General features: G+C 43.1%; 7 protein-coding genes. 5 read left to right on the forward strand and 2 right to left on the reverse strand.

Translation table 11 applies throughout. From position 1 onward, the window contains the following. Nucleotides 1-8 precede the first annotated feature (8 nt). The 4 genes from C1A09_RS12505 to galB all read left to right on the forward strand — a co-directional run bounded on the left by C1A09_RS12505 (nucleotide 9) and on the right by galB (nucleotide 9,167). The gene (locus tag C1A09_RS12505) at nucleotides 9-2,288 is read left to right on the forward strand and encodes a GH92 family glycosyl hydrolase (RefSeq protein ID WP_101544714.1); all 2,280 of its coding nucleotides are present in this window, start codon (nucleotides 9-11) and stop codon (nucleotides 2,286-2,288) included. An 87-nt stretch (nucleotides 2,289-2,375) separates the two neighbouring features. Beyond that, on the forward strand, nucleotides 2,376-4,382 hold the full coding sequence (locus C1A09_RS12510; RefSeq protein ID WP_245875027.1) for a family 20 glycosylhydrolase: 2,007 nt from the start codon (nucleotides 2,376-2,378) through the stop codon (nucleotides 4,380-4,382). A 27-nt stretch (nucleotides 4,383-4,409) separates the two neighbouring features. Beyond that, nucleotides 4,410-6,659: a GH92 family glycosyl hydrolase gene (locus C1A09_RS12515; protein ID WP_101544832.1), complete on the forward strand. Its 2,250-nt coding sequence runs from the start codon at nucleotides 4,410-4,412 to the stop codon at nucleotides 6,657-6,659. Between the two features lie 6 nt (nucleotides 6,660-6,665). Beyond that, nucleotides 6,666-9,167, forward strand: coding sequence for a beta-galactosidase GalB (gene galB, locus C1A09_RS12520; protein ID WP_101544719.1), 2,502 nt, complete (start codon nucleotides 6,666-6,668; stop codon nucleotides 9,165-9,167). 264 nt (nucleotides 9,168-9,431) lie between these two features. On the opposite strand, the gene nanU is transcribed toward galB, so the two are convergent. Both nanU and C1A09_RS12530 read right to left on the reverse strand, forming a co-directional pair. Then, nucleotides 9,432-10,964 carry a SusD family outer membrane lipoprotein NanU gene (nanU, locus tag C1A09_RS12525; protein WP_101544721.1) on the reverse strand — a complete coding sequence of 511 codons (1,533 nt, stop codon included), beginning with the start codon at nucleotides 10,962-10,964 and terminating at the stop codon, nucleotides 9,432-9,434. Between the two features lie 26 nt (nucleotides 10,965-10,990). Next, entirely contained in the window at nucleotides 10,991-14,212 is a 3,222-nt protein-coding gene (locus C1A09_RS12530) for a SusC/RagA family TonB-linked outer membrane protein (protein WP_370448205.1), read from the reverse strand. A gap of 494 nt (nucleotides 14,213-14,706) precedes the next feature. On the opposite strand from C1A09_RS12530, the gene C1A09_RS12535 reads away from it, so the two are divergent. Beyond that, entirely contained in the window at nucleotides 14,707-16,335 is a 1,629-nt protein-coding gene (locus tag C1A09_RS12535) for a sialidase family protein (protein WP_101544726.1), read from the forward strand. Nucleotides 16,336-16,355 lie beyond the last annotated feature (20 nt).

A 16,355-nucleotide genomic window follows, 5' to 3' on the forward strand; every position in this document is an offset into this window, starting at 1 on the left:
TGCTACTTATGAAATTGAAAGCTCAATACCTGCAAGGAGCCGTCTGGCTGATACTCCTTGCAGGTTGCGGTACAACAACCGTAAAGACAGATTATGCAGCATACGTCAATCCGTTCATTGGTACGGGAGGGCATGGACATACATTTCCCGGAGCTATTGTACCTAACGGGATGATACAACCCGGCCCTGATACACGTATATATGGTTGGGATGCCTGTTCGGGTTACTATACAGCTGACAGTACTATTAATGGTTTTTCTCATACCCATCTCAGTGGTACGGGATGTGGAGATTATGGAGATATCCTGCTGATGCCTACGGTGGGAGTACAGAAGACGGAACATGTGGCACCGGATACACAGACGTTGGCATACGCTTCTCGTTTTTCGCATGAAAATGAAGCGGCTTCTCCAGGATACTATTCTGTTTTTCTCGATACATATAAGGTGAAGGCCGAACTGACTGCCACCGAGCGTACGGCTTTTCACCGTTATACGTTCCCCGAAAGTACAGAGTCTGGTTTTATTCTCGATCTGGACTATTCTTTACAGGGACAGAAGAACCGTAAATTGGAGTTGGAAATCGTGAATGATTCTACTCTTTGCGGTTATAAAAATACTAACGGATGGGCATGGAAGCATGATGTCTATTTTTATGCCGTATTTTCCAAACCCTTTACTTGTACGATATTGGCCGATTCTGTAGTGTCACTGGATGGTAAGAACATACAACCCATTAAGAAAGCATTACTCCATTTTGCAACGGCGAAGGATGAACAGATATTGGTAAAAATAGCCCTCTCTGCCGTAGATAAGGAAGGAGCACAAAAGAACCTTACTGAAATCCCCGGTTGGGATTTTGAAAGAGTAAAAGCCGATGCTCGGCAGGCATGGAACAACTATCTCTCCAAAATAGATATTGATACGCCGGATGAGCAGCAGAAGACCGTATTTTATACAGCTATGTACCACACCGGAATATCCCCTAATCTTTTTACCGACATTGACGGACGTTATCGAGGGCTGGATCGTGAAATCCATACCGCTGAAACAGGTAAACCGATGTACACCATCTTTTCATTGTGGGATACATTCCGTGCTTTGCATCCGTTACTGACCATCATTGACCCGGAACTGAATACAGGCTTCATCCATGCGTTATTACAACAATATCAGGATGGAGGTATACTGCCGATGTGGGAATTGGCGGGCAACTATACAGGTACAATGATCGGATATAACGCTGTCCCTGTCATTGTAGATGCCTATATGAAAGGTAATCGTGATTTTGATGCGGTTCTGGCGCTTAAAGCTTGCCTTCGTAGTGCGGAGTATGATACCTTGTCTCCGATTGCAACTACTAATTATTTGAAGAAGAACGCTCTGATGCCAATATCCAAATATTACAAAAATACATTGGGCTATATTCCTTGTGATAAAGAACATGAATCGGTGGCCAAAGCGCTGGAGTATGCATACGATGACTGGTGTATCAGTCTGCTTGCCGGTTCTTTGGGTGATACGGTTACACAACATCGTTATCAAAAACTGGCTAAGGCATATAAACATTATTTTGATCCTACAGTTCGTTTTATGCGTGGAAAAAATTCTGAGGGACAATGGCGTACTCCTTTTAATCCCCGTTCCAGTAATCACCGTGAGGATGACTATTGTGAAGGTACTGCCTGGCAATGGACTTGGTTCGTACCCCATGATATAGACGGATTGGTTGAATTAATGGGAGGACGTGAAGGATTTATCAGTAAACTCGATTCTTTGTTTACGGCAGATTCTTCTTTGGAAGGTAGTTTGGTGTCAGCAGACATATCGGGACTTATCGGACAATATGCGCACGGAAACGAACCGAGCCATCATATTATCCATCTGTATAATTATGTGGAGCAGCCTTGGAAAGCTCAGGCATTGGTGGATAGCGTATTGCGTACTCAGTATTTTAATGATCCGAACGGGCTTTCGGGAAACGAAGATTGCGGACAGATGTCGGCATGGTATATTATGAACTCTATGGGATTTTATCAGCCTTGTCCCGGACGTATCGAATACTCTATCGGACGACCGTTGTTTAATACCGTGACAATCAAACTACCCGCTGGAAAGATGTTCCGTATCGTTGCTAAGAATAATGCGTTGGAAAATAAGTACATTGAATCTGCTACGTTGAACGGACAGCCATTGGATAGGCCGTTCTTCACCCATGATCAATTAATGGAAGGAGGAACATTGGAACTGATGATGACTGATAAACCGACCCGTTGGGGGACGAAATAATACAGTTAACAGAAATATATGCTGAAAATCAACTACGTAATTTGTGTATTATTGCTTGCCGTCCTCTGGTTGGGTGGCGGCATTGCAATGGCACAATCCATCATTCCTGTACCGCTGAAAGTGAAGCAGAGAAACGGAACTTTCTGTATCTCTAAAGAAACCCAATTATATACAAATCTGAAAGGAGAGGAGAAAAAAAAACTGGCTGCTTATCTGTCTACATTTCCTGTTTCATTCTGTAAAGAATTTAAAGGAAAGAAAACTACACGTAAGAATGTGATAATCCTGCAAAAAACTGGGAATGTTATTCCTGTTTCCGAAGGTTATACGTTGCAAGTCACTCCTGAACAGATTCTTATCCGTTCTGTTAGTGATGCCGGATTATTCTACGGATTACAGACATTGCTGCAATTGACCGAACCTGCCGGTGATGCAAGCTGGAAAGTGACTTCTATCGAGGTGGAAGATGCTCCGCAGTTTGATTACCGGGGACTGATGCTCGATGTTTCCCGCCATTTCCGTAGTAAAGATTTTGTTAAGAAACAGATAGATGTCTTGGCGCGCTACAAACTGAACCGTCTGCACTTGCACTTGACGGATGCTGCGGGATGGAGAATTGAGATCAAAAAATATCCGCGTCTTACCGGATTTGCCGCCTGGCGGCCGGAAGCTAATTGGAAAAAATGGTGGCTTGCCAAGGATGGACGCAAATACTGTGAAGAGTCCGACCCTCGTGCCCAAGGTGGATATTATACTCAGGATGATATCCGTGAATTAGTACAATATGCCGCCGAACGTCACATCACGGTTATTCCGGAGATAGAAATGCCGGCACATTCAGAAGAAGTTCTTGCGGCATATCCTGAACTCTCTTGTTCGGGCGAGCCTTATAAAAGTGCTGACTTCTGTGTGGGTAATGAGAAGACTTTCTCCTTTCTTGAAGATGTGTTGACCGAAGTGATGGAACTTTTCCCCTCGGAATATATTCATGTAGGCGGTGATGAAGCGGGCAAAGCTGCCTGGAAAACTTGTTCCAGGTGCGGTAAGCGCATGCAGGACGAAGGACTTAAAAATGTGGATGAGTTGCAAAGTTATCTTATTCACCGCATTGAAGTGTTCCTGAATAAACATGGTCGTAAACTGCTGGGATGGGACGAAATCATGGAAGGTGGTTTGGCGCCTAATGCCACCGTGATGTCATGGCGGGGAGAAGAAGGTGGTATTGAAGCCGTAAAAGCCGGACATCGTGCCATTATGACTCCTGGAGCTTATTGTTATATCGATCAGTATCAAGATGCTCCCTATTCGCAACCCGAAGCTATTGGCGGATATCTGCCCCTGTCGAAAATTTATTCCTATAACCCGTTGCCCGGAGCCTTGACAGACGAGGAAGCTGAACTCATTTATGGTGTACAGGCTAATCTTTGGTCTGAATACATTCAGACCGATGAACATTGTGAGTATATGATTTATCCGCGCATGCTAGCTTTGGCTGAAGTAGGATGGAGCAATCCTGCCCACAAATCGTATACCGATTTCCACTGCCGTGCTCTGAAAGAAGTGGATTGGCTTCAATCACAAGGATATCATACGTTCTCCTTGAAAGATGAAATCGGTGATCGTCCGGAGACTTTACAACCGGTCGACCATTTGGCTTTAGGTAAACCCGTGATATACAATGTCCCTTATAACCAGTCCTATTCTGCGCAGGGAGACAAAACCCTTACTGATGGAAAACGGGGAAGTTGGACATATTCTGACGGAGCGTGGCAGGGGTTTATCTCGCGCGATCGTCTGGATGTAACCATAGACCTTGAAACCGAAATGGAAATTCATTCCGTCAGTGCGGATTTTATTCAGGTAGTGGGACCTGAAGTCTTCTTACCGGGCGAAATTATTATTTCCGTTTCTTCCGATGGCATGAACTTCAGTGAACTGACGCATTTTGTCCATGAAAGCTCGAAGTCGGAAGTTTTCACCTTTAAGAATTTGGGCTGGAAAGGAGATGCCCGTGCACGATACGTACGTTTTCGGGCCCATGCTGATAAAAACTTCGGTGGTTGGGTTTTCACAGATGAAATTATTATAAAATAAAAAGAAAGAGGATTTATGCAGATGAGTATGAAAAAACGATTTTTATATTGGGTATTTCTTGTATTCCCCGTTGTTTCCGTCGGGGCTCAAGGTTCTGCTACATCGCCTGTGGATTATGTAAACCCTTTTGTGGGAACTACTAATTATGGGACTACAAATCCTGGAGCAGTTTGTCCGCAAGGTATGATGTCTGTAGTTCCTTTCAATGTGATGGGAACTGTCGATGGGAATATTGATAAGGATAGCCGATGGTGGTCTACTCCCTACGAATATAAGAATACATATTTTACGGGATATTCCCATGTCAACCTGAGTGGTGTGGGATGTCCGGAATTAGGTTCTTTATTACTGATGCCCACTGCCGGTGCTTTGAATGTTGATTATCTCCAATATGGTAGCGGTTATAAAGATGAGCAGGCTTCTCCGGGATATTATTCCAATTATCTCACTAAGTATGGCATTAAAACGGAGGTGACGGCTACCCCTCGCACAGGTCGTGCGCGTTTCATCTTTCCTGCCGGACAAGGGAATATTCTCTTGAACTTGGGCGAGGGATTAACGAACGAAACGGGTGCCACGGTTCGTTTTGTAAACGATCGGGAGATAGAAGGCAGCAAGTTGTTGGGGTCTTTCTGTTATAATCCCAATGCGGTTTTTCCCGTCTATTTTGTGATGCGTATCGACAAATCCCCGAAAACACGTGGCTATTGGAAACAAATGCGTCCCATGACAGTTGAGGCACAATGGGATTTTACTTCTGGTAAACGTAAGATTTATACTTCATATACCAAAGAAATGAGTGGGGATGATATCGGTACTTGGTTCACTTTCGATACCACGGAAGGAGAAGTGATAGAAGTCAGTATGGGGGTATCTTTCGTGAGTATTGCCAATGCCCGTCAAAATCTGGAAGTAGAGCAGGAGGGAAGAAACTTTGAACAGATACATATTGCCGCCCGTCAAGCATGGAATAAGGACTTGAACCGTATTCTTGTAGAAGGTGGAACGGAAGAACAACGTCGTGTGTTCTATACGTCCATGTATCATTTCCTGATTCATCCCAATATCCTGCAAGACATCAACGGACAATATCCTGCAATGGAAAGTAACGAGATACGTACAGTCAAAGGAAACCGTTATACGGTTTTCTCTCTTTGGGATACTTATCGCAATGTACATCAGTTGATGACGCTTGTGTTCCCCGATCGTCAGTTGGATATGGTTCGTACTATGATTGATATGTACCACGAACATGGATGGTTGCCTAAATGGGAACTTTATGGACGCGAGACATTAACGATGGAAGGTGACCCTTCTATCCCGGTGATTGTGGATACATGGATGAAAGGATTGCGTGACTTTGATGTGGAGACGGCATACGAAGCCATGTATAAATCGGCTACGACTCCTGGAAAAGATAACCTGATGCGTCCCGATGCGGACGATTATTTCTCATTGGGTTATATTCCTTTGCGTGAGCAATATGATAACTCGGTGTCTCATGCGTTGGAGTATTATATTGCTGATTATGCGTTATCCCGCTTAGCTTTGGCCTTGGGCAAAAAGGAGGATGCACGCCTTTTCTATGATCGTTCGTTGGGATATCGCCATTATTATAGTAAGGAATTCGGAACCTTACGTCCTTTGTTGCCCGATGGTACGTTCTATTCTCCTTTTAATCCGATGGAAGGGGCTAACTTTGCGCCGAGTCCCGGTTTCCACGAAGGTAATGCCTGGAACTATACTTTCTATGTACCTCATGATATTGTCGGACTTACTCACTTGATGGGAGGAAAAAAGAACTTTGTGAATAAGCTGCAGAAGATTTTTGATGAGGGACTGTATGATCCGGCGAATGAACCGGACATTGCTTACCCGTATCTTTTCAGCTATTTCCGTGGGGAGGAATGGCGTACACAGAAGCAGGTAAAAGATTTATTGGCACGCTACTTTACTTCTCGGCCGAATGGCATTCCGGGAAATGATGACACAGGTACGATGTCTGCCTGGGCTATTTTCAGTATGATGGGATTTTATCCCGATTGTCCCGGTATACCCGAATATACGCTTACTGTTCCGACATTCGATAAAATAACCATTCAACTCGATCCTCGCTATTATAAAGAAAAACAATTGGTTATTCGCACTGTTCGTCCGGTTGCGGATGCCGGATATATAAAAGAGGTGAAGCTGAATGGTAAACGGCATACCGGTTTTCGTATTATGCACGATGAATTGATACATGCCGGAGATATTGAATTTATATTAACCCGATAGTATATCATGAGAAGAAGAATTAAGATTTTGACAACCTTCTTTTTGGCTTTGTCATTCATAGCCAATGCGCAGGTACGTACAGAGCAAACCTTTGAAAAAGGCTGGAAATTCACTCGCGATGATAACCCGGAATTCAGCCGGGAGGTTTATAATGATGCTGAATGGCAATCGGTCGTTGTACCTCACGACTGGGCTATCTATGGTCCTTTCAGTATAAACAACGATAAACAGAATGTCGCTATCAGCCAGGATGGGCAAAAGGAAGCGATGGAACATGCCGGACGTACCGGTGGCTTACCTTTTGTAGGGGTAGGGTGGTATCGTCTGAACTTTGACGCTCCTGCCTTTGCACACGGTAAAGAGGCAACTCTTGTTTTTGATGGAGCCATGAGTCATGCCCGTGTCTACATCAATGGTCGGGAAGCCGGATTTTGGCCGTATGGCTATAATTCTTTCTATGTGGATGCTACTTCCTATCTGAAAGCAGGTGAAACAAATACCCTGGCTGTTCGTCTGGAAAACAAAAACGAGTCATCACGTTGGTATCCCGGTGCCGGACTTTACCGGAATGTGCATCTCGTAGTCAATGAAGATGCCCATATCCCTACGTGGGGTACACAACTGACCACTCCTGTTGTGAGGAAGGAGTATGCGAAGGTTAACCTCAAAACTAATCTGTCAGTACCTGCCGGTAAGTCGTTTACCGATTATCGCGTTGTTACCGAACTGAAGGATCGTAACGGTAAAGTGATCTCTACCAATGAAATGCAAGGAACAAAATTTGATGGGAATACCTTTAGCCAAGACTTTGTGGTGACTATGCCGATGCTTTGGTCACCTGACACTCCGGTTTTATATGCTGCTGTGACAAAAATCTATGAAGGTAATACACTGAAAGACGAATATACCACTCCTTTTGGTATTCGTTCCATTGAAATCATTCCCAATAAAGGTTTCTATCTGAATGGAGAACGGACTGTTTTTAAGGGGGTATGCAATCATCACGATCTCGGTCCTTTGGGGGGAATAGCCAATGAAGCCGGTATCCGCCGTCAGATACGTATCTTGAAGGATATGGGATGTAACGCTATTCGTACTTCCCATAATATGCCTGCTCCCGAACTGATCCGTGCCTGTGATGAGATGGGGATGATGGTGATGGCGGAGTCTTTTGATGAATGGAAAGCCGCAAAAGTACAAAATGGTTATCATAAATTCTTTGACGAATGGGTAGAAAAGGATTTAACGAACTTGATCCATCAGTATCGCAACAACCCGAGTGTCGTGATGTGGTGCATCGGTAATGAAGTACCCGACCAATGGAATGGTAATCGTGGACCGAAACTCTCTCGCCTCTTACAGGACATTTGCCATCGTGAAGACCCCACTCGTCCGGTTACTCAGGGTATGGATGCTCCTGATGCCGTTGTGAACAACAATATGGCTGCCGTGATGGATGTTGCGGGATTTAATTACCGTCCGCATAAATATCAGGAGAATTATAAAAAATTACCCCAACAGATTATTCTGGGCAGTGAAACGGCTTCTACTGTCAGTTCTCGCGGAGTTTATAAATTCCCGGTAGAACGACGCTCCATGCAGAAGTATCCCGACCACCAGTCTTCTTCGTATGATGTGGAACATTGCGGCTGGTCCAATCTTCCGGAGGATGATTTTATCCAACATGAGGATTTGCCTTACTGTATCGGTGAGTTTGTGTGGACGGGTTTTGATTATTTGGGAGAACCTACTCCTTACTATACCGACTGGCCCAGCCATTCGTCTCTATTCGGTATCATTGACCTTGCGGGGCTGCCAAAAGACCGCTATTACCTCTATCGCAGCCATTGGAATAAGAACGAAGAGACGTTGCACATTCTTCCGCATTGGAACTGGGAGGGACGTGAAGGTGAAGTGACTCCGGTTTTTGTATATACCAACTATCCGTCTGCCGAACTGTTTATTAACGGTAAGAGCCAGGGCAAACGTACCAAAGACTTGTCTGTCACGATCGATAACAGTGCCGACTCCACTTCTGTGGCTCACTTTAAGCGTCAACAACGTTACCGCCTGATGTGGATGGATACGAAATATGAGCCGGGCACGGTGAAAGTAGTAGCATACGATAAAAACGGTAAAGCTGTCGCAGAAAAGGAGATACATACCGCCGGACGTCCGCATCACATCGAGTTAATTCCTGATCGCAGTGAGATTAAAGCTGACGGCAAAGACTTGTCTTTTGTTACGGTTAAGGTTGTTGATAAAGATGGAAACCTTTGTCCGCTGGCAGAGAATGAAATCAGCTTTAAGGTGAAAGGTACCGGAACTTATCGTGCCGGAGCCAATGGCAATCCTGCTTCGCTCGAAGCATTCCAGACTCCGAAGATGAAAGTTTTCAGTGGTATGATGACTGCTATCGTGGCTTCTACCGAGAAACCGGGTACAATTGTGCTCGAAGCGACCGGTAAAGGTCTTGGAAAAGGTGTATTGAGGTTGGAAAGTAAATAACTCTCAGATTCAGCTTTTATAGAAACGTTCGTTTCCGCTTATAGGGAACTATAGTTTCCCTTCATGGGAACGACGGTTTCTCTCTAAAGAAACGACAGTTCCCTTTAATGGGAACGCTCGTTTCCACTAATGGAAACTGCTGTTCCTTACAACGAAACGGAGTGTAGTGCTTATGTCTGAAAAGAAAAACGCTTTAGATAAAGTCTTCTTTACCTAAAGCGTTTGAGATTGTCAGCTGTGAGAGGAACTTGTCAATGAAAGTCCTTACTGGTAGACTGTCTTGTATCCGTCTGTCTGATGTAGAGCGGAGTTATTGGTCAATGTTATTTTGTCTATCGGCCACAACAAGCGTTTGGGATGTTGAGGATCTGCGGTAGTATATTTAAATACATATTCGTTTCCGAAACGACGTAAATCATACCAGCGTTTGCCTTCAAATAGAAATTCTTTGTATCTCTCTCTCAACAGTACTTCGTCAATGCCATCATTGTCACCTGGATAGTTAGGATAACCGATAGTGGCTTCATCATAATTATCTGCATATGCACGTTTCCGGATGTCGTTAATTTCACTGGTCGGGTCACCGTTGGTCAATGATTTGGCTTCTGCGGTAAGCAGAAGCAGGTCTGCATAACGGTAGATGGGGAAGTCATCTCCCATGTAACGCGTGGTAGTGCCTTTAGGATTTAACCCTTGGTATTTGTAGGGGAAACAGCCTTTATAGGCATGGTCTGTTTCGGTTGAATAAACTGCCTTGACGGTAACATCGCGACGGGTGTCCATTGCATCAAAATCATTATAAACTTGCGGTTTCAGCGGATAAAATATACGACCGCCAAAGTTAATAATGGAAGCATCGAAATTGGTACCTGTTTCCATATCATATTGATTTTTGATTACTTCATTTGCAGGCATAAATCCGTCACGCCATTTGCTGTTGAATAATTCATATTCGTTTTCTCCATGGTGGATCACGAAGATCATTTCTTTATTAGCCTTGTTGTCATAGTCGAAGACATTGGCATATCCGTCTTCTATCAGGCCTAAGTCCGGTAAGTTGGTCTTGATGTCGTTCAGCGCTTTCAAGGCTTCTTGGGCATCTGCCTGACCACCTTCCATCTGACGGCTCGACCATAAGAAGACTTCTGCTTTCAGCATTAAAGTGGCGGCCTTGGACCAATAGCTCTTCTTTTCGCGGAAGTTATAATCGTTACCAAAGTTATCGATAGATGATTGGATGTCTTTTTTGATATTGGTCATTACTTCTGAAGCAGAATTTACAGGACGCGCAAGATTGCCAATTTCAAACCCAGTACTAGGATCTTCGTTCCAGATTACATTACCCCAGGAACGGAGCAGATGGAAATAATAGAAGGCACGCAGGCCATACATTTCACCTAAATAATAAGAACGCTCTTTAGCAGATAATATATCAGTGTCGAGTGCCTTGCTGATGAATAAATTGATCTGGTTGATATTGGTGTACAAACCGGCATAGTTTTCTAATCCCGGATTGTCTTCATCCAGCATATTCAGGCAATATAGTGAAGTTACACTTTCTATACTGAAAGATTGTTCGTCTGAATAGTGCCCGCAGCGTAATTCACCCAAAGTGAATAAGTTTGGCAAATCTTTTCTTAATTGAGAGTGTACGCCACGTACAAAGGCAGAGTAGTGCCCTTCATTTTTCCACATGTTCTGGTCAGTAAGGCTACTCACCGGTTCTGTGTCAAGGCAGCTGGTCAATGCAAAGAGTGAACAAGCTACAATTACAAGTGATTTTATTTTATTTTTCATAATCAATTTCTTTTTAATTAAGTCTATTAGAACGATACAGACAAGCCTAACAGGAGGGTTCTTGGAGTGGGATAACGACCACCGTCAACACCCAGCCAGCGTAAGGGAGCTTCGGGAGATATGCCGGAATAACCGGTGATGTAGAACAAGTTCTGTCCTGTTACGTATACGGAAGCATTGGTCATGTGTGCTTTGGAGATCCATTCAAGTGGTAACTTCCAGCTTAATGTCAATTCGCGGCATGCCAGATAGTCTCCTTTTTCGTAGAAACGGGAACTGTTGTTCTGGAGAGCGTGGCTGCCACCACCGTTACTGCGGTAGATGTTGCGGTGTGAGTAGTCGGCATAATCTGCATAATCGCATCTTGGCAAATCGGTGTCAGGATTTTCCGGGGTCCAGGTCTTCAAACCTTCTTTGATGATATTCTTGAAACCTACGGCTTGTCCCAAAGAACGTGCTGCCACTTCATTGAAAATGGTATGTCCGACGGCGTAGTCAAAACGTGCGTATAAGGATACGTTCTTGTATGAGAGGGTAGTAGAGAAACCACCGGTCCATTTGGGATATACATTGCCAATTTTTTCACGGTCTAATGAATTGATGGTTTTGTTACCGTCTTTATCGTCCCACAGTACATCACCCGGCATGATGGGTTTCCAATTGCCCTTACCGGCATATTCTGCGGCTTTGTTTGGACCGTATAGGTGTGCTATTTCGTCAATGTAGTCACCAGCCAGGCGTTTTACTTCTTCTTCATCACGTAAGATTTTTACTTGCTTGTAAGCGTAGATGTCTCCCAAAGGTTGCCCTTCCTGATAACCTCCTACCCATACGATTTTTCCCTGGGCGGGATCGTAAATCTGAGAACCTCCCTGACGGTTGTTTTCAGTTCCGTTGTATGGTAGTTTTATGATCTTGTTCTTGACGTATGAAGTGTTGAAAGATAAATCCCAGTTGAAACCTTTGGGATTACGGATGAGGTTTACGTTGGCTTCTACTTCAAAACCGGTGTTGCGCAGTGAACCTAAGTTGGTTTTGAAACTACCGAAACCTGTATAACCCGGTAAGTCGAGGTCTGTCAGCAAGTCGGAAGTGGTACGGCTGTAATAGTCTAAAATCAAGTTGTAACGGTTGTTCATAAATCCTAAATCCAAACCGACTTCGATAGATTTACTCTTTTCCCATCTCAACTTAGAGTTGATGACCCCTGTATTTTGAATACCTACAGAGCCATTGTAAGCAGTGGTAGAAGAATAGACACCGTATACATCGTAGTTACCGATACCGTTGACATTACCGTTGATACCATAAGAAACACGAGGTTTGATAGTAGAAACGATATCTGCCAGTTTACTGTCTTTATAGAAAGCCTCTTCATGGATATTCCATCCGGCTGATACACCGGGGAAGAAACCCCAACGGTTGTCTGAAAGTTTGGAAATACCATCGTAACGCATTACTGCGGTAAACAAATAGCGATGTTCGTAGTCGTAAGTCAGACGGCCGAAATAAGACATGATACGGTAATCTGTCCGATTTGAATAAGCGTCTCTTCCTTCTTTACTTGTAACGTTCAGGGTTGGGATGTCATCGAATTCCGAACCTTTTCCGCTACCTTTCATTTGTAAATAGTCATATTGAAAATATTCGCCGCCAGCCAGTACGGAAAGGTTATGTTTTTCTTTGTAAGTGTCGGTATATTCTAACTGGACACTATGTTGCTGCTGGATAGTACGTTCGTAGTTAGTCGAAGCGTAACGTTCTTTATTTGTCTTTCCGTTGGAGTCATTGTTCCAGAAATCTTGGTAAGACTTGTTGAACGTTTCGTTGGTATAATCATTGTAATATACGGAGCTGTTTTCTCTTAAGAATAATTTATTCTTTATGATTTCAAGATCTGCACCGATGTTCAGTGTAGTACGCCGTGTATTATTGTTGTTGATAAATCTGTCTAACCAGTAGAGTGGGTTACCGTCACGTTTACCGTAACCATAAGCCGGAGTACCGTCTTCATTAAACGGATTCCAGGTAGGCTCGATACTTTGCATACGTTCGAACATATCCGATTCATCGTCATAATACATGAATGGTGATTTTGCGGTAGAGAAGTTCACGCCGCCTTTAATGTTTAATATAGGCAGAACCTTATAGTTGCCGTTTAATGTACCACTGAAACGTTCATATTTGGTTCCACGTAATACACCATCTTCAGAATAATATCCCAAAGAAGCGGAAAAAGTACCGTTGTCATTTCCACCGTTGAAACTCAAGAAATGATCTTGGGTAAATGATGGGTTTTTGTAAGCGGCATCTCTCAGCTGGGTTCCATAGTCCTTGAATGCTATCATTTTGCCACTTACAGGATCTTTCATCTGCTGCCAACCTTGTTTTAGAAGGTCTTCATTGCCTTCCAGCCACTTTACGCTGAAGTTTCCGTTTTCCGGACCATATCCACGTTGAGTGTTACTCAATTGGCCTGAATAGTTGGCTCCCATACGGGCATAAGTCAAATATTCTTCAGCATTCATATATTCGTATCCGAAGCGTGCGAAGTTCATACCGGCTTTAAATTTATAGGAAACTTGTGTATGGCCGGCTTTACCTTTCTTGGTGGTGATTAAGATAACACCATTGTTTGCACGTGCACCGTAAATGGCTGTTGAGGCTGCATCCTTCAGAACTTGCATAGATTCGATATCGGATGCGTTTACATCGTTTAAGGAGCGGATGACTCCATCCACAACAACCAGAGGAGAACCCGGTGTACCTTCGATGGTGGCACCACCACGGAGTACGATACTAGGAGAACTACCTGGTGAACCGGAAGTATTGGTAACGCGCAGACCACTGACAGAACCTTGCAATGCTGTTGCCGCATTAGCTACCGCTGCATTTTCCAATACTTTATTGTCTACTTTGGAAATGGAAGTGGTCATTGTAGAACGTTTTTGTTTCACTCCATAACCTACTACTACAACTTCTTCCAGCATTTCGGAATCTTCTTTTAAAAGGATGTTTAAAGGTTGACCGTCCCATTTTACTTCTATAGTTTGGTAACCGACGAAAGAAACCTGAATAATTTCTCCCTTTTTAACATCGGGAATTGAGAAGTCACCGTCCAGTCCGGTAATAGTACCATTGGTCGTTCCTTTTACTACCACAGATGCACCGATTACGGTTTCGCCTGTGGCATCTTTTACGATACCCTTACAAATACCACTCTGTTGAGAGGCTTGTACACCATCCATACTTGGAGTGGCCACTGCGTGTGTAAATCCTCCTAATAAAAAACCGAGGAACAACACCACGCTGAATGATCTAAGGTGTTTGAACATAAAGGTTAAATTTTAATAGTTAAGAATAAGATAAGATATTATGTTGTTTTAAATAATTAAAGAATTATATATGTAATCTATTTATTAATAATTATGTATTTATTTAATATGTTTATTAATTAATCCTCGTTGATTTTTAAAACAATTTTAAGGTTTTACCGCCGTAAAAGTAATATTAATTATGATGTTGTACAATTTTTCGACTAAAAAAACTCTGTTTGCCTCTAATATTTAACATATTAATATTTTTATAGATTGAAATAATGGAAAAAATAATGATAGCTTTAAAAGCAAAAGGTTAACTATAATTAGCGAAATGTGAGATTTATAATAAAAAAAAGATTGATTATTATGTCTTGTATTACTAAAATTGCTATCTTTACGTCGCACATTAATATATAAGAACTATGAAGCGATTATTATTATTATTATCTTTTATCGGGAGTGTTTTTTTATCGGTCTATGCTGCTGATACGGTTTATGTTCGTGAAACACAAATTCCTATCCTTATTGAGCGTCAGGATAATGTTCTCTATTATCTCCGGCTCGATGCCCGTGACAGTCATCAGTTGGATGAAATAGTCCTGAACTTTGAGGATGGGACTAACTTAGTGGATATTCAAGCTGTGAAGTTGTATTATGGAGGTACTGAGAGCCGTAATATCATGAGTAAAAATCGTTTTGCGCCGATGGGTTATATGACTAATTTTACACCCGGTAAGACGATGGCTGCCCTACCTTCTTATTCTATATTAAAGTCGGAAGTTAAAAAGCCGGAGCAGAAAGTCGTGTTAGAAGGAAAACAGAACTTATATCCAGGTATCAATTATTTCTGGATCAGTTTGCAGATGAAGCCGACTACTCCTTTAACGGATAAGTTGAAGGTGAAATTGACTTCTGTATCTTTGGATGGGGTATCTGCCCCTATTAATGTAGTTTCTGCGGATGATATAGAGCATCGTATGGGTACAGGTGTACGTCATGCAGGGGATGATGGAGTTGCTGCCTATCGTATTCCGGGGTTAGTAACAACGAAGAAAGGGACGCTACTGTCAGTGTACGATGTCCGTTATAATAACAGTGTGGATTTGCAGGAACATGTTGACATAGGCTTGAGCCGCAGTATAGATGGTGGACAAAGCTGGGAAAAGATGAGAATTCCTTTGGCGTTTGGTGAAGACGGTGGGCTTCCGAGTGCACAAAATGGAGTAGGAGATCCGGCAATATTGGTAAATGATAAAGATAATAGTATCTGGATTATCGCTTTATGGACACATGGAATGGGAAATCAACGTGCATTCTTCCATTCGGTAGAAGGTATGGATAAAGAGCATACGGGGCAACTGGTATTGGCTAAGAGTACGGATGATGGTAAAACATGGTCTGCCCCGATAAATATTACCAAACAGGTGAAACATCCTTCCTGGCGCCTTCTTTTCCAAGGTCCCGGTCGCGGAATTACCATGCAAGATGGTACTTTGGTGTTTCCTATACAGTTTGTAGATTCGGCTGGAATGCCGCATGCCGGTGTCATGTACAGCAAAGACAGTGGCAAGAACTGGAAAATACATAATCCTGCTCGTAGCAATACCACCGAAGCTCAGGTCGTGGAAATAGAACCGGGGATACTGATGCTGAATATGCGTGATAATCGTGGGGGGAGTCGTGCTGTTTGTATCACTAAAGATTTGGGTGAAACTTGGATTGAACACCCGTCTTCACGCAGTGCATTGCGTGAACCGGTTTGTATGGCAAGCCTTATCAGCGTGAAGGCAAAAGATAATTGCCTGAAGAGAGATATTTTGCTTTTCTCAAATCCGGATACCACCAAAGGACGGCACCATATTACTATCAAGGCGAGTCTGGATAATGGAGTGACGTGGTTGCCCGAACATCAGATAATGTTGGATGAAGATGAGAGTTGGGGATATTCCTGCTTAACGATGGTTGATGCTGAAACAGTAGGTATTTTATATGAGAGTAGTGTGGCACAAATGACTTTCCAAACTGTAAAATTGAAGGATCTTATTCGTTGAACTTGATAAAAACTACTATA

It is taken from the genome of Bacteroides cutis, assembly GCF_900241005.1.
GTDB classification, from domain to species: Bacteria; Bacteroidota; Bacteroidia; order Bacteroidales; family Bacteroidaceae; genus Bacteroides; species Bacteroides cutis.

Coding starts and splice junctions, on each gene's coding strand:
- C1A09_RS12505 (WP_101544714.1), top strand. CDS start 9: ATGAAATTGAAAGCTCAATACCTGCAAGGAGCCGTCTGGCTGATACTC.
- C1A09_RS12510 (WP_245875027.1), top strand. CDS start 2,376: ATGGCACAATCCATCATTCCTGTACCGCTGAAAGTGAAGCAGAGAAAC.
- C1A09_RS12515 (WP_101544832.1), top strand. CDS start 4,410: ATGAAAAAACGATTTTTATATTGGGTATTTCTTGTATTCCCCGTTGTT.
- galB (WP_101544719.1), top strand. CDS start 6,666: ATGAGAAGAAGAATTAAGATTTTGACAACCTTCTTTTTGGCTTTGTCA.
- nanU (WP_101544721.1), bottom strand. CDS start 10,964: ATGAAAAATAAAATAAAATCACTTGTAATTGTAGCTTGTTCACTCTTT.
- C1A09_RS12530 (WP_370448205.1), bottom strand. CDS start 14,212: ATGGATGGTGTACAAGCCTCTCAACAGAGTGGTATTTGTAAGGGTATC.
- C1A09_RS12535 (WP_101544726.1), top strand. CDS start 14,707: ATGAAGCGATTATTATTATTATTATCTTTTATCGGGAGTGTTTTTTTA.